Genomic DNA, 20615 nt, shown 5'->3' with positions numbered 1-20615 from the left:
GTCCTTGAAAGTACGCGCGACGCCAAAAGCGCATTATCTTTGCCAAGCCGCCGATCCTGCGTAGATGGCGCGGCCCCTTCAGGCGCACCATCTTCCTCTGATTGCGGCACAGGATCGTGCCACTCCGGCCATCCCGCCGTGCTGACGCCTCCACCGGCGGTCAGACGCCCACGACCTCCGCCCCGACGACGCCGCGGATCCTGTCGGCGACGAGCTCGCACCAGCGGGCGTTTCCGTGCAGCGCGTCATCGGCCTCAAACTCCGGCAGCATCCGCAGCTCGGCATCCCCGGTGGCCTGGCGCGTGTCGATGATCCCGATACCGGCGGCGGCCAGCCCGTCGATCATCACCTGGTCATGGGCCAGCCAGGCCGCCTTCTGGTCCGGCGGATAGCGGCAGGCGCCCAGCATGAAGGTGACCGCCGGCACATGCGCCCTCAGGGCCTCGTGGAAGGCCACGAAATGCTGGACGTGAGCGGCGGCGGCCGCGCGCAGTATCCGACCCGACGCCCCCGGCATGCCGTCCTCGGCCGATGCCGCGACGCGCCGGGCAAAGCGATAGCTTGCGGCCCCAAGGGAGGAGATCACCGGCAGCCCCGCCTCGATGATCGCCTGCAGCTGCGTGTCCAGGCGCTGTCGCGCGAGGGTCATCGTCGTGATCACCTCGGCCGTCGCGCGCGGGAAGGCCGCGCTCAGACCGTCGGCGGTAATGCGGAGGCCGCCCTCGGACGCGGCGAAGAAACGGCCGTCGAAATGCTTGGCCGGCGCCGTCATCGTGCGGCGGAACACGATCCCCGGTGCCAGGTGCTTCCAGACGGCCATGGCGTGCGAATCGCCGATGATCGCAGCCTCGATATGGGTACGTTCGGGCCTAGTGTTCATTGAAGCGGTCCAGTTCCAGATCGTCGCAGACGGCATCGCCTTGGGCCAAGGCGTGGTCGACCCGTTCCTGCATCGCCGCGTCGGGCGCCTCCGGCGCGTCCGTCCCCGCCTGCGCGACCCCGAGGCCGTCCAGGAAATGCCGCATCACGAAGGCCACCGCATCCCGGCGCACCTCGCGCCGATCCGCCTCGAACATGTCGATGGCCAAGGCGGGGTGGGACACGATCTCGTAGGAGGGAAAGTAGTCGACGTCGTCATGGTTCCGGGCCATCTCTCCGGCGGCCGCCCGGAGGATCGACTTGGACTGCACCGTCGATACTAGCACATGCGCCCCGGGCTCGGCGGTCGCGGTCAGCGGGACCGGAGACACGGTCAGAAGCAGGCGGATGTCCGGGTTCATCTCGCGCAGGATGGCGCGGATCTGCTCCAGGTCGCGGGACACCGACGCGAAGCCCGCATTCGCGAAGCGGTGCCTCTCGGCGTCGAAGGCTCCGGCCTGGGTGCCGGGGCAGCTGGCAAGGATCAGGCCGGTATCGGCAGTCACCCACATCTCGGTCAGGCCCAGGGTGAAGATCAGCACGTCGGCCTCCGCGATCCCCCTGCGCATCGCGGCCAGGGTTGCGTCGCGCGCGGCCCAGAGATCCTCGACCGTCTCGAAGCCGCCGGGTTCGATGCCGGGCCGCACCGGGTCGAAAAAGACGGTGCCGTCGCTCCAGACCTCGCGGTCCTGCGAGGCGGGGTCGCTCGCCCATCGCAGCCACTGAAGCAGCATGGCCGCGGTATAGACGTTCCCGACCCGGAACGAGAAGACGCCGAAGCCGAACCCCTCATGCATCGAGGCCGGAAGGAACCCGGGCGCCCTCTCGACCAGCATCCGGTTTAGCCCGGCGCCGGCAAGGGCGCGGCCGATATGCTGGGCGAAGCAGGAACCGACCGTCAGGAACCCATGCCCTGAGCTAATGCCAGCGCCCGGCCGCCACAGGCCCTTCAGGACCCGCCCCGACCCGGCGTGACGCGCGACCCCGGTCCGCCAATAGGCTTCCGCAGGCAGTTTCGTGTAGGGGTTCGTGGCCATTGCGGTCACCTCGTTGATAAAGCCGATCCCATGCCCCGACCACGCCGCCGCGTCCCCCGGCACGGCTGCCTCCGACCCTTGCCGCAAACGGGCGGGTCGCAGAGTGCCCGCGTCGCGCCCGAGGCCGTCGGCAACGGGAAACCGGCGGTCGTCAGTCTGACCGGAACCGAAAGGGAGAGAGGGAACCGCGCCGCGCCGCATCGACAGGCAGCCGCTCCGGACGGACATCCGGTACCGTGAGAGCGGTCGATCCAGAAATGACCGGTCACTGTCCAATACCCTCACTGTTCAAATAAGCGTGATGTCAGTGATTCCGACGTAACCACGTCGATCCTGCCTCTGTCCAGAAAAGAAGTCGGGGATGTCTAACGGGCCTGCGCCGCACCGCTCCGGTCGCACCGGCCGCCGATGGCAGGACCGGTCCGACATGCAGGCCCAGCGCGACCCGCCGGGCCGTGTCGCTCCCGAACCGACGCGCGGGCGGCCCCTTCCCCGCCGCGGGTGCCCCGAATGCAAAGACCCGGCGCAATGGCTTCCGCTGTGGAAGGCATCGACGCCGGGTCGCCGCAGTCAGACTGTCACCTGATCAGGGCATGACGCCCGATCAGCGGTAGATGTAGATGATCTTGCGGTTCTCGGGGTTCACCAGAACGGTCTGACCGTTGATCTGGGCATAGCGATAGTCCGGCTGCTCCGGGATGTCGTAGATCGTGACCGTCTCGGGGATGCCCGCGCCGACGACGACCTCGCCGTCCAGATAGACCGGCTCGACCGCGTTCGTGGTGACGTAGGTGGTGACCTCCTCGGTCGGCTCGACATTGGCGGCCGATGCGCTGGTGCCGCCGATCGCGGCGCCCGCGACCGCGCCGATCGGACCGCCGATCAGCGCGCCCATGGCGGCGCCGCCGACGCTGCCGACCGCCACGTCCTGGCCGGTGTCGGTGTCATCGGCGGGGGCCTCGATGATGGCGACGCCGACCGTCTCGCGGTTGGGATAGAGGGAGACGACCTCGTCGCCCGCCTTGACGTTCAGATAGTCGCCATAGGCCCAGCCCTGCAGGTCGCCCGAAGCCACCTTGCACCAGTTCGCGCTGTCGATGCAGCCCTCGACTGTTACGTCCGCATCGGTCGAGATCGCGCCGATGACCGGATGCTGGACGCCCGGCCCCGAGCGGACGTTGAGGTCGGTGGACACGGTCGCGGAGGTCTGGGCGAAGGCCGCGCCCGACATCATCAGGGCGGCCAGAGTGGTGCCGATTGCCAGTTTCTTCATGATATTGCTCGCTGTGCTGTTCGTATCAGGGTCGTCTTCAAGCTGTCCAAACAACACCGTACCGATCGCCGCGGTTCCCCTTGACTTTCGCCCGGCGCCGGTCATGACGGGGGCGCGGCCGCCCGCAGCGCCGCCACGACCGCATCGGCCTCAGCCGCGACCTGCGCGCGCGTGGGCGTCCGGCCCAGGACGACCATCCGCCAGTAGAGCGCCGCCGGCAGCAGGTCCAGCGCCAGGTCAGGGTCCACCGTCGCATCCAGCTCTCCGCGGGCGATGGCGCGGTCCAGCAGGACCTGCGCCTGCGCCCGGCGCGCCTCGGCCACGGTCGTGTTCAGCGCGCGCATGACGGTGGAGCGGGCGGCCTCGGCGTGAAGGTCGGGCAGGATGCGCCGGATCACCGGATGGCGCAGCACCGCCCGCAGGCGCATCAGGAAGGCCAGCACATCGGCATGCAGGCTGCCGCGATCCTCGGGCATGGCGACGCCGAGGCCAAGCGCTGTGACCGCCGCCGCGGCGAACTCCTGCGGCGACGAGAAGCGGCGATAGATGGCGGCCTTGCCCGCCCCTGCCCGCGCCGCGACGCGCTCCAGGCTGATTGCCGCAAAGCCGCGCTCGGCCCATTCCCGGAAGAAGGCGCGGTGCAGCGCCTCGGTCAGCGCGGCATTGGGCAGGGCCGCCCCGGACGGCTTCCGTTTCACCACGCCGACGGAACGGTTGCGTTCCAACGTAAGCCCTCCTATATGGTCGATACGCTACCGTTCCATTGATAGGAGGTTTCCCCATGGCCGGCAAGTTCGACAGATTCTCAGACCTTCTGCGCGCCGCATTGGGCGACCGGCTGGCCCCGGCGGAGAGCCTTCTGGACCTGTTCGCCGAGGATGTCGTGTTCGAGTTTCCCTATGCCCCGGAGGGCCTCCCGCAGCGGCTTGACGGATCCGCCGCGCTTGGCGCGCACATGGCCAGGCTTGGCCCGCTGCTGAGCTTCGGGCCGATGCAGCTGGGCGACGTCCATGACGCGGGCGCCACGGTGGTCTTCGAGTTCACATGCCATGGCCGGGGAATGGCCACCGGCGCGCCCTATGATCAGCACTACGTCTCGGTCGTCACGCTGCGCGACGGGCGGATCGGGCGGTATCGCGACTTCTGGAATCCATTGGCGGTGCTGACCGCCCTGGGTGGCGCGGAGGCGGCGGCCGCAGCGCTGTCGGAGGGCGCATGATGGCGGTGTCGCGGGTTCCGGTCACCGGCGGGACGGGCAAGACGGGCCGACGCGTCGCCGCGCATCTGGCCGCGGCGGGCTGCGAGGCGCTGATCGGCACGCGCGGCCCCACGGGCGACCGGCCACAGGCGGTTCGACTGGACCGACCCCGCCTCGGCGGCGGCCTTCGCGGGGTGCGATGCGGCCTATCTGGTGGCGCCAACGGACCGCAGCGACCACCTTGCGGTCATGCAGCCGCTGCTGGAGGCGGCGATGCGCCAGGGCGTGCGGCGGTTCGTCCTGCTTAGCGCCTCGCTCCTGGAGCCCGGCGGGCCGATGATGGGCGCGGTCCATGCCTGGCTGGCCGCGAACGCGCCCGAATGGGCCGTGCTGCGACCGTCCTGGTTCATGCAGAACGTCACCGAAGGCCCCCATGCCGCGACGATCCGGCAGGAGGGCGCGCTCTACACCGCCAGCGGCACGGGGCGCGTGGGCTTCATCGACGCCGAGGACATCGCGGCCGCGGGCGCCGCCGCCCTGACCGCCGCCGAACCGCTGAACGGCGACGTCGTGCTGACCGGCCCGCAGGTGCTGAGCTATGACGACGCCGCGGCGATCATCGCGACCGCCTTGGGGCGGCCGGTGCGGCACGTCGCCCTGGACCCCGCGGAGATGACCGCCCGGCTGATGCGCCAAGGCCTGCCCGACGACTATGCCCGGACGCTGACGCGGATGGACGCAATCATCGCCGCCGGGGGCGAGGACCGCACCACCCCCGGCGTCCGGAAGCTGACCGGCCGCGAACCCACCGCCTTCGCGACCTTCGCCGCACGCGCCGTCGCGGCGTGGCGGTGACCGCACCGGTGCCGCCTGACGACGCACGCTGCTAGGTATTCAGTCGCGGCATCTGGTGGATCGGATTTGGGATCACTCTGCGTGGCTCTGATGTCCAGATCCTGCAGATGTATTCGTTGGGCGTGAGCCCTCCGAGGGTCTTGAGCCGACGGGCGAAAATGTAAGCTGCCATGACGTCCGCCAGGCAGATGCGGCACGGATCGTGATCGTCGCAATGCAAGCGCTTGACGGTCGCGTCCCTGATCGCGCGGTTCATCCGCCCGACCTGGTCGTCCCTCGGGAAAACGATCCCCCCGGATCGTTTTCCGATCCTCGGAACTCCAAGGGTGGTTCGGCTTCGTGAGGCGGTGCTCGATCCCGCTCGACCATTGTCCTCGGACCGATGGCGGACAAGGTCTCCCCTCGCAGATCATGTCGAAGCGCGTGGGCCGGGAGTAGATGGTGTTGCGGTTTATGGGCTGCTCGGCGAGCTGAATTCCGTTGTGCGCAGGAATGATGTGGACCTGATACGGAGCGGCCTCGATCATGCGCTGCGGGAACTGCCAGGCCGTCTTCCTGTCTGGCCTGTCGATCAACTGGGTCACGGCAAGTTTCCTCGTGCGGTCAATGCCGACGAACGGAAACGGCTTGCCCTCAGCAATCTGCACCTCGGCGATGCCGATGGGGTGGCGCCTGAACTTCTGGCGCTTCGGCTTGTCGCCCTCCCCGTCAGGCAGCCGAGAAATGCCGTGGCGCTGCAGACACCGATGAAGCGCTGAGCGCGTCAGATGCGGGACGGATGGCTGCAGGGCATGCCGGCAATCGTCCAGTGGCAGCAGCGTATCCCGCCGGAAAGCGACGATGGTCGACCCTTCGGCCTCGGTCAGGATCGTCGCGCGCGGTTCTCTTGGCCCGGTCTTGAGATCCTCGACCGTCTGGCGCCTGCGCCATCTGGCAACAGTCTCCGGGTCGATCCCAAGATCCTGGCTCAACGTCGCGGGCGAAGCTGGCGATCACTCGCGCCAAGCCCTCAGACCGATGGCGCGCCGGCCCTCGCTCTTGCAGCTCCGGTGGCGTGCGTGGTCGTGACGCTTCCGTGACGAACTGGGCTCGTAATGCCTCCTTCCATTCCTCAGAAAAGATCGAACCATCAAACCGCGGGATCAAACAGCTAGGCCGCCGCGTCGGGGATGCGGGCCACGACCTTGATCTCGAAGTCGAAGCCTGCCAGCCAGGTGACGCCGATGGCGGTCCAGGCGGGGTGCGGGGCGCGGGGGAAGTGCCGCGCCTTGACCGCCATCAGGTCGCCGAACTGCGCGGCCGGATCGGTGTGCATCGTCGTCACGTCGATCACGTCGTCAAAGCCGCAGCCCGCCGCCGCCAGGATCGCGGCGAGGTTGTCGAAGGCGCGCTCGACCTGGGCCAGATGGGTCGCCTCGGCGGTGCCGTCGGGGCGGCTGCCCACCTGCCCCGAGACGAACAGCAGCCCGCCGCTGCGGATCGCGGGGGAATAGCCGTGTTCGTGATAGAGGGCGTGCCGGGCCGCCCCTTCGGGAAAGATCGCGTCGCGAGGGATCATGGGTCTGTCCTTGTGTTGCATTCAGGGAGGCGGCGTCCGACAAGGCGGGACAGGGTCGCGGCGACCCGCCCGAACTGACATACGCGGCGTATGTCAGTTGTTACTTACATACGCCGCGTATGTAAACACCTGTCGCGTCGCGGCAGGCGATGCCTGAAGGACAACCATGGCCCGCACCCGCGCCCAGATGACCGAGGAGACCCGCGACCGCCTGATCGAGGCCGCCCGCCAGGCCTTTGCGCGCGACGGGTTCGCCGCGACCTCGATGGATGCGCTGACGGCGGCGGTGGGGCTGACGCGCGGCGCGCTCTATCACAATTTCGGCGACAAGACCGGGCTTCTGGCCGCCGTCGTGGACCGCATGGATGCCGAGATGGCCGACCGCGCCCGCCAGATCGGGTCCGATGCCGCCGACCCGTGGGAGGCGCTGATGGCCGAGGGCTGCGCCTATATCCGCATGGCGCTGGACCCCGAGGTGCAGCGGATCGTGCTGCTGGACGGCCCGGCATTCCTGGGCGATCCGTCGCGCTGGCCCAGCCAGAACCGATGTCTGGAGGCCACGCGCGCGGCGGTCGCGGCGCTGGAGGCGGCGGGGCGGCTGCACCCGGTCGATCTGGAGGCCGCCGCGCGGCTGCTGAACGGGGCGGCGCTGAACGCGGCGCTGTGGGTCGGGGCGGCCGAGGACCCGGCCGCCACCCTGCCCCGCGCCCAGCACGCCTTCCGCCTGCTGGCCGAGGGGCTGCTGCGCCGGGACTAGCGGGCCTCGATCTCGGTCACGATCGCCGCGCCGATGCGGGCGATGGCGGCGTTGCGGGTCGCCATGTCGGCCTCGTTGCCGGTCAGATAGACCGCCGCCAGCCAGGGCGCCCCCTCGGGCGGACGGATCACCGCGACGATGGATCGCGAGCCGTTCCCTCCGGCCCCGGTCTTGTCGCCGATGATCCAGCCCTCGGGCAGGCTGGCGCGGATCAGGTCGTCGGCCACCTGATCGGCGCGCATCCAGGCCTCCAGCTGTTCCTGCGACGGCTTGGACAGGACCGGGCCGAACAGCATCCGCTCCAGCGTGGCCACCATCGCCTCGGGCGTCGAGCTGTCGCGCGGATCGCCGGGCGCGCCCTCGTTCAGCTCGGTCTCCCACCGGTCGAGGCGCGTGGTCTCATCGCCGATGGCGCGCAGATAGTCGGTCAGCCCGCGTGGCCCGCCCACCCGCTCCAGCAGCAGGTTGGCGGCGGTGTTGTCGCTGAGCGTGATCGTCGCCTCGCACAGCTCGGCCAGGCTCAGGGTGTTGCTCGTCTCCGTCACCGGCGAATGGCTCACAAGATCGCCGCCGCTGTAGCCGATGACGCGGTCCAGCTGATCCTCGCCCGCATCGACCAGCGTCAGGATCGCCCCACATAGCGGCGCCTTGAAGGTCGAGGACAGCGGGAACCGCTCATCCGCGCGATATCCCTCGCCCTGGGCGCTGCCCTGCGGGCGCAGCGCGACGCCGACGCGGCCGCCCAGCTGGGCCTCGACCGCGCGGGCGGCCTCGGTGATGGTCTCGGCCCCGGCGGGGACCGCGACGGCGGTCAGCAGCAGGGCGGCAAGGATGGTCATGCGCGTCATGGAAGGCGTCCTCGGCAAGGGTCCACGGACGACCGGACGCCGGAACGGCGCGGCCCTGCCGACCCGGATGGGCGGTGTCCGTCGATGATCTGGATCGGCCTCGGGCGGATGGCGCGCGGGCCGTGACGACCCTATAATCCGGCTGCGGCATCCGGGCCAAACGACAAATCCTGACGGGGCGCATAAGCTGGCATGATGGACCGACCCGACCTTGCGCTGAACGGGCTGCGCGCCTTCGAGGTCGCCGCCCGGCAGGGCAGCTTCACCCGCGCCGCGATCGAGCTGCGCGTGACCCAGGCCGCCGTCAGCCAGCAGATCCAGCGGCTGGAGGACATCCTGGGCCATCCGCTGTTCACCCGCGCCTCGACCGGGCTGATCCTGACCGATATCGGCGCCGCGCTGCACCCGGTGCTGACCCGCAGCCTGGACGACATGGCCGAGGCGCTGTCGCGCTGCCAGACCGGCCGCCACCGCGAGGTGCTGAACCTGGGCGTGGTCACCACCTTCGCGACCGGCTGGCTGATCCCGCGCCTGCGCGCCTTCGAGGCCGCCCACCCCCAGGTCGCGCTGCGCCTGTTCACCCACAACAACCGCATCGACATCGCCAAGGAGGGGCTGCATATGGCGATCCGCTTCGGCGATCCGGACGCCTGGCCCTGGCACGAGGCCGATCCGCTGGTCGCGGCCCCGATGACGCCCCTCTGCGCGCCCGCGCTGCTGGCGCGGCTGCGCCGGCCGCAGGACCTGGCGGGGCAGCGCCTGCTGCGATCCTATCGCAGCGACGAATGGGAGGGCTGGTTCGCCCGGGCGGGCGCGCCCTGCCCGGTGCTGGACGGGCCGGTCCTGGACAGCTCGGTCGCGCTGGCCGATCTGGCCGCGGCGGGCGAGGGCGTGGCCCTGCTGCCCGCGGCGATGTTCACCCGGCCGCTGCGCGCGGGCATCCTGGCCCGCCCCTTCGCGGCGGAGGTCGATGCCGGGCGCTACTGGCTGACCTGGCCGCGCGGGCGCACGCAAAGCGATGCGATGGCCCGGTTGCGCTCATGGCTGGCCCGGACCATCGCCGACGATCCCGCCAACTGACCGCGCGGCCCTGAGCCGCCGTTCCACCTTGGCCGCCAGCGCCAAGCTGGCCGACAGCAGCAGCGCCCCGCTCAGCGGATGCAGCGACAGCATCGCCGGGCCGGACCCCGCCGCCAGGACGACCTGCAGGACGGAGAGGATCAGCACGATCCCGGCCCACCCGCCGAACCCCGGCAGCAGCGGCACCGTGCCCCCCCGCCGTCAGCGCCAGCACCAGGAGGTCGCCCGTCGCGCCGTGCAGGTCCCACGGGCGCGGCACCGCCGAACAGCGCCCGCCCGGCACGGAGGAACTGCGCCCGAAGACCCAGGGGCCGCACCAGGGCCGCACCCATGAACCACGCCGGCGTGCCGCGCGGCAGATCGCGCAGCGCGTCATGCACCGGCATCGTCAGACCTCCACCGGCGTGGTTGCGTCAATCCGGCGCGTCAGCGCCCGCGCATAGTCGGCGGCGGCGGCATCGCGCTCTGCCCCGGTCAGCTCATTGGCCTCGTAGAGCAGGAACGGCCCGGCGATGACCAGCCCGCAGCGGTTGGCCGTCGCGGCAAGCGGCGCCAGAAGATCCGCAAGCGGCATCAGGTTCGCCTCGCCGCGGCGATAGGCGTCGGCCCGGCTGCCTGCCGTCACCGCCAGCATCACCGGCTGGCCACGCAGGCGCTGGCCCTCGGCGTCGAAGGCCAGATAGACCATGCGCGTCCTGCCACACCTGCAGCAGGGGCGGCGTGGCATACCAGCGCAGCGGGAATCGCAGCACGATCCGGTCGGCGGCCAGCAGCATCGCCGCCTGCGCCGCGGCATCGGGAAAGGCGTTGGGACCCGAGGCGCGCGGGTCGCGGCCATGTCGATCACGGTGACGCCCGGCACGGTCGCCGCCGCCCGGGCCAGCGCCGCATTCGCGCGCGAGCGCGACAGGTCGGGGTAGAACAGCAGGATATGGGTGCGTGTCATGAGGCCTTCGAAGGGTTGGGGATGCCGCGATCATGGCGCGGCGCAGGAAATCACTCCAACCGATTGATGCGATGATGCATTATCGACCTCGTGAATGAGCGGTCCGTCGATCTGACCCTGTTGGTGATTCCGGACGCCCTGCCGGACGAGGTCCATGTCGGCCCCGCGGCGGACCGCGTGGGGCTGTCGCAACCGGCGGCCTCGGCGGCGCTGCAACGCTGCCGCCACCTGTTCGATGACCCGCTGCCGGAACGCGGGCGCGGCGCGATGCTCCTGACCGCCAAGGCGCAGGCACTGCGCGGTCCGCTCTAGTCGACCCTGCTGGCGATTGGGCTTCAGGCGGGGCTGGCGCGGACCGCGTCGGGGGTGGATCTGGTCATCCAGCCCTGGCAGGACGGCCGGGCCGCGCTCGCCCCGCTGATCGAGGGATGCTCGGACATGGTCCTGTCGGTCCTGCCCCAGGACGATCCCGACATCCTGCACGACCACCATGTCGTGGCGCTGCGCCCGGGCCATCCGGCGCGGGCCGGCTTCGACCTCGGGCGCTGGCTGGACTGGCCGCATGTCGTCTCGGGCCGGGGCGAGGCGCGCGATCCGCTGGACGGGCAGCTGGCCGAACGGGGCCTCGGCCACCGGGTGGGGATGGTCGTGCCGGGCTTTGCCATGGTGCCGGACCTGCTGCGCGGGTCCGATCACCTGGCGATGCTGCCCTTGCGCGTGCTGCGGGGGGCGGCGGAGCTGATCGCGCTGCCGCGGCCGGTCCCGGTGCCGGGGCTGACGCTGCATCTGGCGTGGCACCGCCGGCGCGATGGGGACTGCTCCCCGCAGCACGCGGCGGCGCTGATCGCGTCCCTGCCCGTCGATGGCGCGGCCTATTCCGGGCCGCTCAGGTCCAGCCCGGTCCAGCGCGCGGCAAAGGCCCATTGCGTCGCGATCTGCGCGATCCGGGCCGCTCGTGGGGTGCCCTGCCCGTGCCCCGCGCCCTTGGCGACGCGCAGCAGATGCGGCCGCCCGCCGATATCGGCCTGCTGCAGGGCGGCCGCGTATTTCAGCGAATGGGCGGGCACGTCGCGGTCGTCGGTATCGGCCGTCGTCACCAGGATCGCGGGATAGTCGACGCCCTCGCGGATGGTGTGCAGGGGCGAATAGGCCAGCAGGGTGCGGAACTGATCCTCGATCGCGGGGCTGCCGAACTCCTCGACCCAAAGCGCGCCGCCGGTGAACCGGTCAAAGCGCAGCATGTCCATCACCCCCACATCCGGCAGGACCGCCGCGAACAGGTCCGGCCGCTGGTTCGCGACCGCCGCGACCAGCAGGCCGCCATTCGACTGGCCGTGGATGGCCAGCCCGTCCGGCGCCGTGATGCCCTGGGTGACCAGATGCTCGGCCGCGGCGATGAAGTCGTCGAACACGGCCTGCTTGCGGTCGCGGCGCCCGGCATGGTGCCATGCGCTGCCGTATTCGCCGCCGCCGCGGATGGTGGCCACCGCATAGACGCCGCCCTGTTCGACCCAGGCCATTGCCTCGGGCAGATAGACGGGCAGCATGCTGATACCGAAACCGCCATAGCCGGTCAGCATCGTGGGCGCAGGTCCGCCGACCCCCTTGCGGCGGATGACGAAGATCGGGATGCGCGTGCCGTCCGGCGACCGGGCGAAGCGCTGTTCCACCACCACCTGATCCAGATCCACCGGCAGGCGGGGCGGCTGCCAGGGCGTCGCGCGGTTCGCCGCCACGTCAAGCTGCATCACGGTCGGCGGCGTGTCATGCCCCGTGAACAGGAAATGCGCGTCGTTCCGGTCGGGCCGGCCCATGAACAGGCCCGTCGTGCCGATGCCCGGCAGCGGGATCGTGCCGTCGGGCGTGCCGTCCAGCGTGAACCGTTCCAGCCGCGAGACCGCATCCTCGATGTAGCCCAGGACGATCCGCCCGCCCAGAACACCGCCCGAGCTCGCGCGCATCACCGCATGGGGATGTTCGGGGATCAGCTCGGCGAAGGCGGGGTGGGGATCGGCCAGGTCGATGCTCATGACGCGGCCCCGCGGGGCGCCCATCTGGGTCGCGAAGAACAGTCGCGTGCCGATATTGCCCAGAAGCGCCCAGGGGTCGTCATGGCCCTCGACCAAGGTGACGGCGCGGGCATCGGGGCGCGACAGGTCGGTGACCCGCACCGCCACCCCGCCCGACAGGGCCGAGCTGTAGATCACCAGGAACCGACCGTCGGTGGTGACGGTCGCCGTGTGCAGCAGCGGCCGGTCCGAGACATGGTGATGGACCTGCCGATCCTGCTGCTGCAAGGTGCCGAGGCGGTGGAAATGGACCGCGTGATCCCGAAGCGGCGCGCTGCCCGAGGCCCCCTGGCGTCGTCCGGAAAGCGCGAATAGTAGAAGCCCGTGCCGTCCCCGGACCAGGCGATGGTGGTGATGCACGCCCGCTCCACCCGGTCCTCCAGCACCTCGCCGCTGCGGGTGTCCATGACGCGGATGCTGCGCCAGTCCGAGCCGTCGCGCTGCACCGCATAGGCCAGGAAATCGCCATCCGGCGACAGGTCCCATTCGGCCAGCGCGATGGCGCCGTCGGGCGACCAGGCGTTCGGGTCCAGCAGCACCCGGTCGGCCCCGTCCGGGCCGTCGCGCATCAGCAGGCGGGCCTGGGCGTCGGTGCCGCGCTGGTGCAGGAAGACATGCCGGTCGCCACGCACCTGCGGCGGCAGGACGACATCGTGGTCGTTCAGCAGCGTCAGCCGCTCGACCAGGATGTCCCGGCCCGGCAGCGTCGCCAGGTGGCGGTCCGTCACGGCGTTCTGCGCGTCGATCCAGGCGGCCACGCGGGCATCGTCGCGCGGATCGGCCTCCAGCCAGCGGAAGGGATCGGGGATGCGGATGCCGAAATGCTCCTCGACATCGGCGCTGCGGGGGGTCGGGGGATAGGTCAAGGGCGTCTCCTGGGCGGCCGGGGCGATGCTGGAGAGGATCAGCGCGACCGCCGCCCCGTGCAGGATGCGCGGCAGCCATGTCGCGCTGCGGCGCGGCGCCGCGGGGTCGCGGGTCGCGTCGAGCGTCATCGGGGGTCTCCTTCGGGGGCGATGTCGGCCGCCCTGCGGATGCAAGGCGGCCTGTCGGGTCGATCAGGGGCGCGGGCCGCATTCGCGGCGCGACGGATCGCGCTGACAGCGCTGGTCGCGGGCACGGTCGCTCATGATCTGCGCGTTCAGCGCGGTCTCGCTGACCATGTTCTGCCGATAGAGGCTCTCGGTCGAGCTTCCCTCGGACATGCATCCGGCCAGCAGGACCGTCGCCGTCAGGGCCAGGCCGATCAGGCCGCCACGCGACAGGGGGAGCAGGGTTTCACGCATCTCATTCGCCTTCTTTTCGTTTCTTCGGCGATGCGGGCGCGGGCGGGCCGCACCGGCATCGCGGCCCCTATGGGGCACGAAGGCTGCGCGAACATGGCATGTCCGTGCCGGCCTTCAGGACGCGGCGGGCGTCCCCGCGCCCAGTTCGACCCGGACGATGGTCCCGCCGCCGGGCGCCGCGTGGATGGCGACCCGCCCGTCATGCCGGGCCACGACCTCGGCCACCAGGGCCAGGCCAAGCCCGCTGCCGCCGGACCCCGGGCGCAGGCGGGTGAAGGGCTCGAACACGCGGTCGCGCTGATCGGCGGGAATGCCCGGCCCGTCGTCACGCACCTCCAGCACTCGCCCCGCGACCCGCAGCACGACATGCCGCCCGCCATGGTCCAGCGCGTTGCGCAGGAGGTTCATCAGCACCCGCTCCGGCGCGGCGGCATCGCCGGGCACGGTGGCGGGGGCGTCGACCTGCACCGCCAGGCTGCGCCCCGCGTCGATGGCCAGGGGTGCCATGTCGGCCACCACCCCGCGCGCCAGGGCCGCCAGATCGACGGGCGCCGCGGGGCCGCCCTGCCCCATCCGCTGCAGGTCCAGCAGCTGTTCGATCAGGATCGTCAGGCGCTGGATGTCGCCCTCCAGCGCGCGCAGGGCCGGGTCGCGGCCGCCCTCGACGCGGGCGCGCAGCACGGCGACGGGCGTGCGCAACTCATGCGCCGCGGCAGAAATGAAGCGCTGCTGGCGCGCATGCCCCTCGTCCAGGCGCCGCAGGGCGTCGTTCACGGCCCGGACCAGGGGCGCGATCTCGCGCGGGACATGGGCCTCGCTGAGGCGGCGGCCGCGGCAATCGGGGTCGATCCGCTCGGCCTCTCGCGCGATGCGCGACATGCCCGCCATCGCCCGCCGCACGATCCAGGGCGTGATCGCGAAGGTGCTCAGCGACAGCAGGACCACGATCGGCAGGAATACGACGCTGGAGGCCAGAAGCACGATCACGTTCAGCTCCAGCAGCGGGCCGTGGCCCAGCACCGTGACCGTGCCGATGGCCGTCGCCTCGCGGCGCAGGACGGCGGTCATGCGGTGGGGCGGGCTGCGGTCGCGCAGCTGGGCGAAGGACAGATCCGACAGGCGCCCCCGGAACGCGTCGAAGGCGGGGGGCACGTCGCCATGGCGCAGGCCGCGCCCGGTCTCGTCCTCGACCATGAACCACAGGTCGGGCGCCTCGGCCCGCAGCGCGTCGAGGGCCGGGGTCTCGCGCAGGCGCAGCGCGCCATCCGGGTCGCGCGCGACGGCCGCGGCGATCACGGGGGTGATCTTCTCATCCGCATAGGGCCCGCCGCTGTCCAGGCGCAGCGCGCCCGCGATCAGGACCAGCACCTAGACCAGGAGCGTCGCCAGATGCACGATCAGCGGATAGACGATCAGCGGCCGCTTCAGCGAGGGTGCGCGCATCAGGACGCCGCGCGCAGCAGATAGCCGACCCCGCGGATGGCGTGGATCTCGACCCCGGCATCCGCCTCGCGCAGGCGGCGGCGCAGGCGCGAGACGTGGGAATCCAGCGTGTTCGACTGGATCTCGTCGTCCAGACCGAAGACCCCCTGCTCCAGCGTCTCGCGCAGCACGGTGCGCCCGCGCCGCCGGATCAGCGTGGCCAGCACGCGCAGCTCGCGGCGCGGCAGGATGACGGGGCGGCCGCGGATCTCGACCGTGTCATGGACCGGATCGAAGATCACCGCGCCCGCGCCGATGGGGTCCTGCAGCACCTGCGCGGGGCGGCGGCGGACGGCGCGGATGCGGGCCAGAATCTCGTCCAAGGCAAAGGGTTTCACCAGATAGTCGTCCGCGCCGTGATCCAGGCCCGCCACGCGGTCCTCGACCTCGCCGCGCGCGCTGAGGATGATGACCGGGATGCCCGGATTGCGCGCGCGCAGCGCCGGCAGCAGCAACAGCCCGTCCCCGTCCGGCAGGCTGCGGTCCAGCAGCGCGAAGTCGTAATCGACCATCGCCGCGGCCTCGCGCGCGTCCTCCAGGCAGGCCAGGTGATCGACAACGAACCGCTCGCGGCGCAGAAAGCCCGCCAGCATCTCGGCCAGCCCGGCCTCGTCCTCGACCAGCATGATGCGCATGGCGACCCCCGGCCCGGCTCAGCCCGGCAGCGTCAGGATGACGGGGCCGCGTTTCGTGGCGACCACCGTGTGTTCATATTGCACGACCGGGGCTGCCGGGCTGGCGTGCAGCGTCCATTCGTCCCCGCCCCCCCTGCACGGCCCAGGCCCCACCCTGCGACAGGAACGGCTCGACCGTCAGGACCAGACCGTCATGAATCCGGCGCCGGTCGCCGCGGGTGGGCCAGGTCGCGATCTCCTCGGGCGCCTCGTGCAGGGCGCGGCCGATGCCGTGGCTGGCCAGGTTGCGGATCAGCGTATAGCCGCGCCGCGCGGCGAAGTCGCCGACCGCCCGACCGATGCCCGACAGGGGCTTGCCAGGACCGACCTGGGCGATGCCCAGCTGCATGGCGCGGCGACCGTCCCGGCACAGCCGGTCCAGCGACGGCGGGGCCGCGCCCAGCACGAAGCTGGCCCCGGTATCGGCGTAATAGCCGTCCAGCGAGGCCGAGACGTCGATGTTGACCAGATCGCCCTCGGCCAGGCGGCGCGGGCCGGGGACGCCATGGGCGATCTCCTCGTTCACGCTGATGCAGGTGTCGCCCGGAAAGTCATAGGTCGCCCGCGGGGCCGAGACGGCCCCCTCGCGGTCCAAGAGCGCGCGGCCGATCCCGTCCAGCTCGCGCGTGGTCATGCCCGGCTCCATCGCGGCGGCCATGGCCTGCATCGTGTTCGCCACGACCCGCCCGATCCGGCGCAGGGCCTCCAACTCGTTTTCATGCGTGATCGTCATGGTCGGCCTTTCGCTGCGGCGGGTCGGTCTGTGGGGGACGGGCGGCATCATGAGGGACGGCCCGCCCTGCGACAACCCCCCGGCGTCATTGCGGGCCATGCTGCCTGTCCGCGGGTCGGCAGGGGTGCGGGTTGGCGGATGGCGCAACCGCAGGGTTTGCGGCATGGTGCCGCCGGAGCCGGTTCTAGGGCCGCGGATGGCGGACCCCAAGTCACAAATTCAATGGGCGTGCATCAGCCCATGTTATGGGCATCGCGGTCGCATCGGCCCGCGATGCCGGAGGAGACAGGATGACACTGACCCGCGACAGAACTGCGCTGGTCGCCAGCGCCGCACTGGCCCTGTGCTACTGGGCCGTGGTCGCCATGAGCGCGCGGACGGCCGAGCCATGGGACGCCGCGGGCTACTGGACCCTCGCCTATCCGCTGTCGCTGGTGCTTGGCGCGGTGGCGGGGGCGGTGGCCGGGCGGCGCGCGTGGCGGGCCGGGGTGGTCGTGATCATGGCGCAGCTGCCGGTGATGATCGCCCTGGGGTCGGCGGGGTCGATGACGGCCTTCGCGGTGCTGATCCTGATCGCGCTGTCGGTGCCGGCTGCGGCCCTGTCGGCGCTGGCGGGCGGGCTGGCGCGCCGGTGAGGGACGCGCCTACTGCATCGCGGCGGTGGGCCGGATAGTGATCTCGCCGACATCCACGCCTGCGGGTGCCTCGATCAGCTGACGCACGGCGCGGGCGATGTCGGCGGGCTGCAGGGCGATGGCGCGGTAATCCTGCATCAGCGCGCGGGTGCCGGGATGGGTGATGGTCGGGGCCAGGTCGCTCTCAACCACGCCCGGATTGACGCAGGTGACGCGGATGGCGTGCGTCTCCTGCCGCAGGCCGTCCGAGATCGCGCGGACCGCGAATTTGGTCGCGCAATGGACCGCCGCCGTCGGCACCGCCTGAAGCCCGCCGATCGAGCCGATGTTGATGATCTGCCCCGACCCCTGCGCCTCCATCACCGGCAGCACGGCCCCGATGCCCCACAGGACGCCCTTGATGTTGACGTCGACCATCCGGTCCCGTTCGTCGAAATGCCGCGCCGAAAGCGGTGACGGCGGCATGATGCCCGCATTGTTGGTCAGCACGTCGATGCGCCCCCATAGCGCCATCGCCCGATCGGCGAAGGCCCGCATGGCCGCGCGGTCAGTGATGTCCAGCGCGGCGGTCCGGACCTCGCCGCCCCGGGGCGTATCGTGGTTCTCGCGAACACACTGCTGCGCGAAGACCGCGATCGGCTGCCAGAGCGCCCTTGACCAAGACGGATACTCGGCCCAAGACGCCGCACCGGCCAGGCGGTGAGCGTCCTGCGGCGTCACCTGCAGATCGCAACCGCCCTGCACGTTCAGCATCGGTCCCCTTTGTCCGCGTTCAGCGCCGCCGGATCATGCCGGAATGCGTCGATCAGATAGCCCTGCACCTGCGGCGCGAATAGCCCCCGCAGGGCCGGGTCCAGCGGCCCGGCATCAACCAGCACGCCGCGTTCCAGCGACGCGAGGGCGGCCTCGGCCTGATCCTGCAGGGCCGCGTTGGCGGGATCGGCGCGCAACTGTCCGCGGATGATCTGCGCCAAGGGCCGCCCCGGCGCGCAGACCAGGATCAGCCCCGCAGGCGCCGGCAGCCGCGCCGTCGCGGCCAGCCCGGCAGCGCTGTGGCTCAGGGGTATCACGCGCCGGTGGCCCGCGGCCACGGGCAGCCGCTACCGGATCGCCCCGGTCTAGGCCATGAGATCGTCGCCGCAACCCGCGATGATCACTGCATTCGGATCGGCCACCGCACCGGCCGAGCCGAACAGCCCCCGCCTGTCGATGCGAACCGAGGCGATGCCCTGCCGCGCCAGAGCCCGCGCCAGCAGTGCATAGGGCGCCGCCGCGACGCCAAGCGCAGAGTTTCCGTCCCGGTCCGTCGGCCCCGATCCCGGCACGATCAGCACCACCGGCATCCCGTCGGCCAGCGCCGCGTCCGGACGCGTCAGCGTGCTGGCCAGCGGCCCCTGCGGGCCGGGGGCGTGGATCTACTCCTCGATTGGCATGGCGTCGGTCTTTCCATGGGCGGGCGGTGCGGGCATTGCACGGGCAGGTCACGGACGCGACCCGAAGAGCCGGGCGTCCGACGGCTGCATTCTTCATCGGGTCTGAAAGGATGGGCCACGGTCGTCGTGGAAGAGCCATGCCCACACCCGTCGAGGCTGCAGGAACGAGGGCCGCCCGCCTGCGGTCCAACGGCCTCGCCCGACTGATCGCAGGCGTCGCCCGCGACGCCAAGCCGGAATCCGACGACCAAACGCGGAACTGTCACGAAGAGGCGCGGACCCAGGACAGTCGATGGTCTCAGGACAGGTCCAAAGGAACCGCGTTCGGCAGTCCTGACAGAGGTAAAGGAGGCTGCCATCGTGGCGTTTCGCCGCGGGACGCAGGTTCTAGCAGACGACAGCCGCCTGATCCTGCAGCCATCGACCCCGATCCGAGACGCCGGGAACTGCATCGGTGCCGACAGCCTCATAGAACCCCCCGGGCGCCTGATGGCGCAGGTGACGAATCGAAGAGGTCGAGATTGAGGCGCCACAACACGGGTTTCCTCCATATCATATCGGCTTGGCCGGGGCCCAGACGGCCGCACGAAAGCGCATCCTCATCCTCGGCCCGGACCGCACGGGCAGGGTCGCCGCGAGTCGACCGGTCAAGGCGGTATACGGCATGGGAGTTCCCGGAGCACATGCGGGAGCCCCTGCGGCATCACGTCCTCACCGACAATGGCCGTCGGTACGCCAAGCAGCCGCCGAACCGGAACATCGTTCACTCTCAGGTCATGCGTGCCGACATGGCCCGTGGCGGCCGGCGGGATCGACCATCGCCCGACCATCCGTGCCTCAACGGCAAGGTCTGGCGAACGAACCGCATCATCGGATACCGCAACGACGGGCATGACCGGCTGCGGATGCATCTCGCGGAGCTCATGGCAACCTGCGATGTCGCCTGCAGGCTCAGGACACGCAGCAGGCTGGTACCAGACGAACGCATCCGCAGGGCTTGGATGACCGTATCCGACAAGTTCATCCTGAGCCCATGCCAACAGATGCCAAGGCTGAAGACCTTATGTGTCTCGTCCCTGCACTGCCCTCCAACCTTGGCGCGTTGGATGCTGGAGTTTTCCCGGCTTGGCCATGGCGACGGGCTGGCTGCGCCGCCGGGATAATCCATGGTGATCGCGACGTCATATCCGATCGCGCAATGGGGTCCGCCCTCGTGGCAGTATCGACACCGATCCTCCAGTTCTTTCCTGCCCGCCTGCACGGCTCATTAAGGCGCCGGTGTCGCGCCATCGGGCCGAGCGGCAATGGCGCCGCGCGTTCAGGCATTCGAACCGGATCGTGCTGTTGAACGCCTCGATGAAGCCCCTCGACATGGGGCTCGGACCGATGGTGCACCCATGACGACCCCTGCGTTCGACGCGCCCCAATCGATGCACATCCCGCGAATCAGCTCACGCATCCGACCAAGGCGCGCCAGCAGGCATCATCAGTCCAAGCCTGCTGGCAATCGACCTGTCGGCGGATGACGTGCCTGGCACACATCTCACGGTTGAGCGTCAGGTCCGCCACGAACCTTTTAATGCCACCGTTCACACCATCCGATGCCTTCAGCCGGCGCATCTCGTCCGCAGCAAACCGCCATATCGCGTGCGTCGGACGAACGGACCACTGGACTGTTCATTCATCCTGCGTACTCCAGTTGAACGAGGCCGCCTGACTCATCCCCGCCTTCCGGCAGCCTAGTACTACAGTTGCGCATTGATGCGCAACTTCCGATGTGCGATGGCAGCGATCGCTTGATGTTCTCGTCGCCATCGTGACCAGTCCCAGACA

24 protein-coding genes and 3 pseudogenes are annotated in these 20615 nt (G+C 70.6%); 9 read left to right on the top strand and 18 right to left on the bottom strand.

Annotated features, from left to right (window positions below; all coding sequences use genetic code 11):
- Positions 1-160 precede the first annotated feature (160 nt).
- The 4 genes from AC2SGK_RS07985 to AC2SGK_RS07970 all read right to left on the bottom strand — a co-directional run bounded on the left by AC2SGK_RS07985 (position 161) and on the right by AC2SGK_RS07970 (position 3953).
- Positions 161-880, bottom strand: coding sequence for a hypothetical protein (locus AC2SGK_RS07985; RefSeq protein ID WP_488323060.1), 720 nt, complete (start codon positions 878-880; stop codon positions 161-163).
- On the bottom strand, positions 870-2018 hold the full coding sequence (locus AC2SGK_RS07980) for a GSCFA domain-containing protein (protein WP_488323059.1): 1149 nt from the start codon (positions 2016-2018) through the stop codon (positions 870-872). Before AC2SGK_RS07980 ends, AC2SGK_RS07985 begins: the two co-directional genes overlap by 11 nt.
- A gap of 541 nt (positions 2019-2559) precedes the next feature.
- Complete coding sequence (locus AC2SGK_RS07975) at positions 2560-3228, bottom strand: DUF1236 domain-containing protein (protein WP_488323058.1); 669 nt, start codon at positions 3226-3228, stop codon at positions 2560-2562.
- A 101-nt stretch (positions 3229-3329) separates the two neighbouring features.
- Positions 3330-3953 (bottom strand): TetR-like C-terminal domain-containing protein, encoded by a 624-nt coding sequence (locus tag AC2SGK_RS07970; RefSeq protein ID WP_488323057.1) that lies wholly within the window; start codon positions 3951-3953, stop codon positions 3330-3332.
- A gap of 56 nt (positions 3954-4009) precedes the next feature.
- On the opposite strand from AC2SGK_RS07970, the gene AC2SGK_RS07965 reads away from it, so the two are divergent.
- The 3 genes from AC2SGK_RS07965 to AC2SGK_RS07955 all read left to right on the top strand — a co-directional run bounded on the left by AC2SGK_RS07965 (position 4010) and on the right by AC2SGK_RS07955 (position 6039).
- Positions 4010-4447: a nuclear transport factor 2 family protein gene (locus AC2SGK_RS07965; RefSeq protein WP_488323056.1), complete on the top strand. Its 438-nt coding sequence runs from the start codon at positions 4010-4012 to the stop codon at positions 4445-4447.
- A gap of 192 nt (positions 4448-4639) precedes the next feature.
- Complete coding sequence (locus AC2SGK_RS07960; protein ID WP_488323055.1) at positions 4640-5281, top strand: Rossmann-fold NAD(P)-binding domain-containing protein; 642 nt, start codon at positions 4640-4642, stop codon at positions 5279-5281.
- 497 nt (positions 5282-5778) lie between these two features.
- On the top strand, positions 5779-6039 hold the full coding sequence (locus AC2SGK_RS07955; protein ID WP_488323054.1) for a hypothetical protein: 261 nt from the start codon (positions 5779-5781) through the stop codon (positions 6037-6039).
- A 392-nt stretch (positions 6040-6431) separates the two neighbouring features.
- Here AC2SGK_RS07955 and AC2SGK_RS07950 read toward each other — a convergent pair whose 3' ends face one another.
- Positions 6432-6839, bottom strand: coding sequence for a RidA family protein (locus tag AC2SGK_RS07950; RefSeq protein ID WP_488323053.1), 408 nt, complete (start codon positions 6837-6839; stop codon positions 6432-6434).
- Between the two features lie 166 nt (positions 6840-7005).
- Here AC2SGK_RS07950 and AC2SGK_RS07945 point away from each other — a divergent pair, with 166 nt between their 5' ends.
- Entirely contained in the window at positions 7006-7596 is a 591-nt protein-coding gene (locus tag AC2SGK_RS07945; RefSeq protein WP_488323052.1) for a TetR/AcrR family transcriptional regulator, read from the top strand.
- On the opposite strand, the gene bla is transcribed toward AC2SGK_RS07945, so the two are convergent.
- Positions 7593-8444, bottom strand: coding sequence for a class A beta-lactamase (gene bla, locus AC2SGK_RS07940; RefSeq protein ID WP_488323051.1), 852 nt, complete (start codon positions 8442-8444; stop codon positions 7593-7595). The two genes, AC2SGK_RS07945 and bla, sit on opposite strands and share 4 nt — an antisense overlap.
- A 192-nt stretch (positions 8445-8636) precedes the next feature.
- Between bla and AC2SGK_RS07935 the strand changes: the two genes are divergently transcribed.
- Entirely contained in the window at positions 8637-9524 is an 888-nt protein-coding gene (locus AC2SGK_RS07935; protein ID WP_488323050.1) for a LysR substrate-binding domain-containing protein, read from the top strand.
- Here the strand turns inward: AC2SGK_RS07935 and AC2SGK_RS07930 are convergent.
- Together AC2SGK_RS07930 and AC2SGK_RS07925 are read right to left on the bottom strand one after the other, a co-directional pair.
- Entirely contained in the window at positions 9483-9710 is a 228-nt protein-coding gene (locus tag AC2SGK_RS07930) for a hypothetical protein (RefSeq protein ID WP_488323049.1), read from the bottom strand. The genes AC2SGK_RS07935 and AC2SGK_RS07930 overlap by 42 nt on opposite strands.
- A 202-nt stretch (positions 9711-9912) precedes the next feature.
- Positions 9913-10212, bottom strand: a complete 300-nt coding sequence (locus tag AC2SGK_RS07925; RefSeq protein ID WP_488323048.1) for an NAD(P)H-dependent oxidoreductase — start codon at positions 10210-10212, stop codon at positions 9913-9915.
- Positions 10213-10560: 348 nt separating this feature from the next.
- On the opposite strand from AC2SGK_RS07925, the gene AC2SGK_RS07920 reads away from it, so the two are divergent.
- Positions 10561-10782: a LysR family transcriptional regulator gene (locus tag AC2SGK_RS07920; RefSeq protein WP_488323047.1), complete on the top strand. Its 222-nt coding sequence runs from the start codon at positions 10561-10563 to the stop codon at positions 10780-10782.
- 54 nt (positions 10783-10836) lie between these two features.
- A pseudogene (locus AC2SGK_RS07915) lies at positions 10837-11268 on the top strand (LysR substrate-binding domain-containing protein); the annotation flags it as partial.
- Between the two features lie 74 nt (positions 11269-11342).
- On the opposite strand, the gene AC2SGK_RS07910 reads toward AC2SGK_RS07915, so the two are convergent.
- The 6 genes and pseudogenes from AC2SGK_RS07910 to map form a co-directional block, all read right to left on the bottom strand.
- Entirely contained in the window at positions 11343-12767 is a 1425-nt protein-coding gene (locus tag AC2SGK_RS07910) for a prolyl oligopeptidase family serine peptidase (protein WP_488323046.1), read from the bottom strand.
- The gene (locus tag AC2SGK_RS07905) at positions 12674-13534 is read right to left on the bottom strand and encodes a hypothetical protein (RefSeq protein ID WP_488323045.1); all 861 of its coding nucleotides are present in this window, start codon (positions 13532-13534) and stop codon (positions 12674-12676) included. The genes AC2SGK_RS07910 and AC2SGK_RS07905 overlap by 94 nt, the downstream gene beginning before the upstream one ends.
- Positions 13535-13597: 63 nt before the next feature.
- Entirely contained in the window at positions 13598-13825 is a 228-nt protein-coding gene (locus AC2SGK_RS07900) for a hypothetical protein (RefSeq protein WP_488323044.1), read from the bottom strand.
- Positions 13826-13939: 114 nt separating this feature from the next.
- On the bottom strand, positions 13940-15193 hold the full coding sequence (locus AC2SGK_RS07895; protein WP_488323043.1) for a sensor histidine kinase: 1254 nt from the start codon (positions 15191-15193) through the stop codon (positions 13940-13942).
- A 74-nt stretch (positions 15194-15267) separates the two neighbouring features.
- Positions 15268-15942, bottom strand: a complete 675-nt coding sequence (locus AC2SGK_RS07890) for a response regulator (RefSeq protein ID WP_488323042.1) — start codon at positions 15940-15942, stop codon at positions 15268-15270.
- A gap of 18 nt (positions 15943-15960) precedes the next feature.
- Positions 15961-16714, bottom strand: a pseudogene (map, locus tag AC2SGK_RS07885) (type I methionyl aminopeptidase).
- 290 nt (positions 16715-17004) lie between these two features.
- Between map and AC2SGK_RS07880 the strand changes: the two are divergent.
- Positions 17005-17349, top strand: coding sequence for a hypothetical protein (locus tag AC2SGK_RS07880; RefSeq protein WP_488323041.1), 345 nt, complete (start codon positions 17005-17007; stop codon positions 17347-17349).
- A gap of 9 nt (positions 17350-17358) precedes the next feature.
- Here the strand turns inward: AC2SGK_RS07880 and AC2SGK_RS07875 are convergent, their stop codons facing one another.
- Genes AC2SGK_RS07875 through AC2SGK_RS07865 form a run of 3 tightly spaced genes read right to left on the bottom strand, consistent with a single transcriptional unit; the run spans position 17359 to position 18692 of the window.
- On the bottom strand, positions 17359-18102 hold the full coding sequence (locus AC2SGK_RS07875; protein WP_488323040.1) for an SDR family oxidoreductase: 744 nt from the start codon (positions 18100-18102) through the stop codon (positions 17359-17361).
- The gene (locus tag AC2SGK_RS07870) at positions 18096-18419 is read right to left on the bottom strand and encodes a hypothetical protein (RefSeq protein WP_488323039.1); all 324 of its coding nucleotides are present in this window, start codon (positions 18417-18419) and stop codon (positions 18096-18098) included. Before AC2SGK_RS07870 ends, AC2SGK_RS07875 begins: the two co-directional genes overlap by 7 nt.
- 48 nt (positions 18420-18467) lie before the next feature.
- A complete protein-coding gene (locus AC2SGK_RS07865) occupies positions 18468-18692 on the bottom strand; it encodes a hypothetical protein (RefSeq protein WP_488323038.1) in 225 nt (74 codons plus the stop codon).
- A 773-nt stretch (positions 18693-19465) separates the two neighbouring features.
- Here AC2SGK_RS07865 and AC2SGK_RS07860 point away from each other — a divergent pair.
- Positions 19466-19945 (top strand): hypothetical protein, encoded by a 480-nt coding sequence (locus AC2SGK_RS07860; protein WP_488323037.1) that lies wholly within the window; start codon positions 19466-19468, stop codon positions 19943-19945.
- A gap of 349 nt (positions 19946-20294) precedes the next feature.
- On the opposite strand, the pseudogene AC2SGK_RS07855 reads toward AC2SGK_RS07860, so the two are convergent.
- Positions 20295-20519, bottom strand: a pseudogene (locus AC2SGK_RS07855) (hypothetical protein); the annotation flags it as partial.
- Between the last annotated feature and the right edge of the window lie 96 nt (positions 20520-20615).

The organism is Paracoccus sp. NIOT.M2S5SZ12 (assembly GCF_057748165.1).
The sequence above is the reverse complement of the archived record's forward strand: the minus strand, read 5'-3'. Positions and strand labels throughout refer to the sequence as shown.

Excerpts from the sequence above, each read along its gene's own strand:
- AC2SGK_RS07985 (WP_488323060.1), bottom strand. The coding sequence starts at position 880 with ATGAACACTAGGCCCGAACGTACCCATATCGAGGCTGCGATCATCGGC.
- AC2SGK_RS07975 (WP_488323058.1), bottom strand. The coding sequence starts at position 3,228 with ATGAAGAAACTGGCAATCGGCACCACTCTGGCCGCCCTGATGATGTCG.
- AC2SGK_RS07965 (WP_488323056.1), top strand. The coding sequence starts at position 4,010 with ATGGCCGGCAAGTTCGACAGATTCTCAGACCTTCTGCGCGCCGCATTG.
- AC2SGK_RS07950 (WP_488323053.1), bottom strand. The coding sequence starts at position 6,839 with ATGATCCCTCGCGACGCGATCTTTCCCGAAGGGGCGGCCCGGCACGCC.
- AC2SGK_RS07945 (WP_488323052.1), top strand. The coding sequence starts at position 7,006 with ATGGCCCGCACCCGCGCCCAGATGACCGAGGAGACCCGCGACCGCCTG.
- bla (WP_488323051.1), bottom strand. The coding sequence starts at position 8,444 with ATGACGCGCATGACCATCCTTGCCGCCCTGCTGCTGACCGCCGTCGCG.
- AC2SGK_RS07935 (WP_488323050.1), top strand. The coding sequence starts at position 8,637 with ATGATGGACCGACCCGACCTTGCGCTGAACGGGCTGCGCGCCTTCGAG.
- AC2SGK_RS07925 (WP_488323048.1), bottom strand. The coding sequence starts at position 10,212 with ATGGTCTATCTGGCCTTCGACGCCGAGGGCCAGCGCCTGCGTGGCCAG.
- AC2SGK_RS07905 (WP_488323045.1), bottom strand. The coding sequence starts at position 13,534 with ATGACGCTCGACGCGACCCGCGACCCCGCGGCGCCGCGCCGCAGCGCG.
- AC2SGK_RS07900 (WP_488323044.1), bottom strand. The coding sequence starts at position 13,825 with ATGCGTGAAACCCTGCTCCCCCTGTCGCGTGGCGGCCTGATCGGCCTG.
- AC2SGK_RS07890 (WP_488323042.1), bottom strand. The coding sequence starts at position 15,942 with ATGCGCATCATGCTGGTCGAGGACGAGGCCGGGCTGGCCGAGATGCTG.
- AC2SGK_RS07880 (WP_488323041.1), top strand. The coding sequence starts at position 17,005 with ATGACACTGACCCGCGACAGAACTGCGCTGGTCGCCAGCGCCGCACTG.
- AC2SGK_RS07875 (WP_488323040.1), bottom strand. The coding sequence starts at position 18,102 with ATGCTGAACGTGCAGGGCGGTTGCGATCTGCAGGTGACGCCGCAGGAC.
- AC2SGK_RS07865 (WP_488323038.1), bottom strand. The coding sequence starts at position 18,692 with ATGCCGGTGGTGCTGATCGTGCCGGGATCGGGGCCGACGGACCGGGAC.
- AC2SGK_RS07860 (WP_488323037.1), top strand. The coding sequence starts at position 19,466 with ATGCGGGAGCCCCTGCGGCATCACGTCCTCACCGACAATGGCCGTCGG.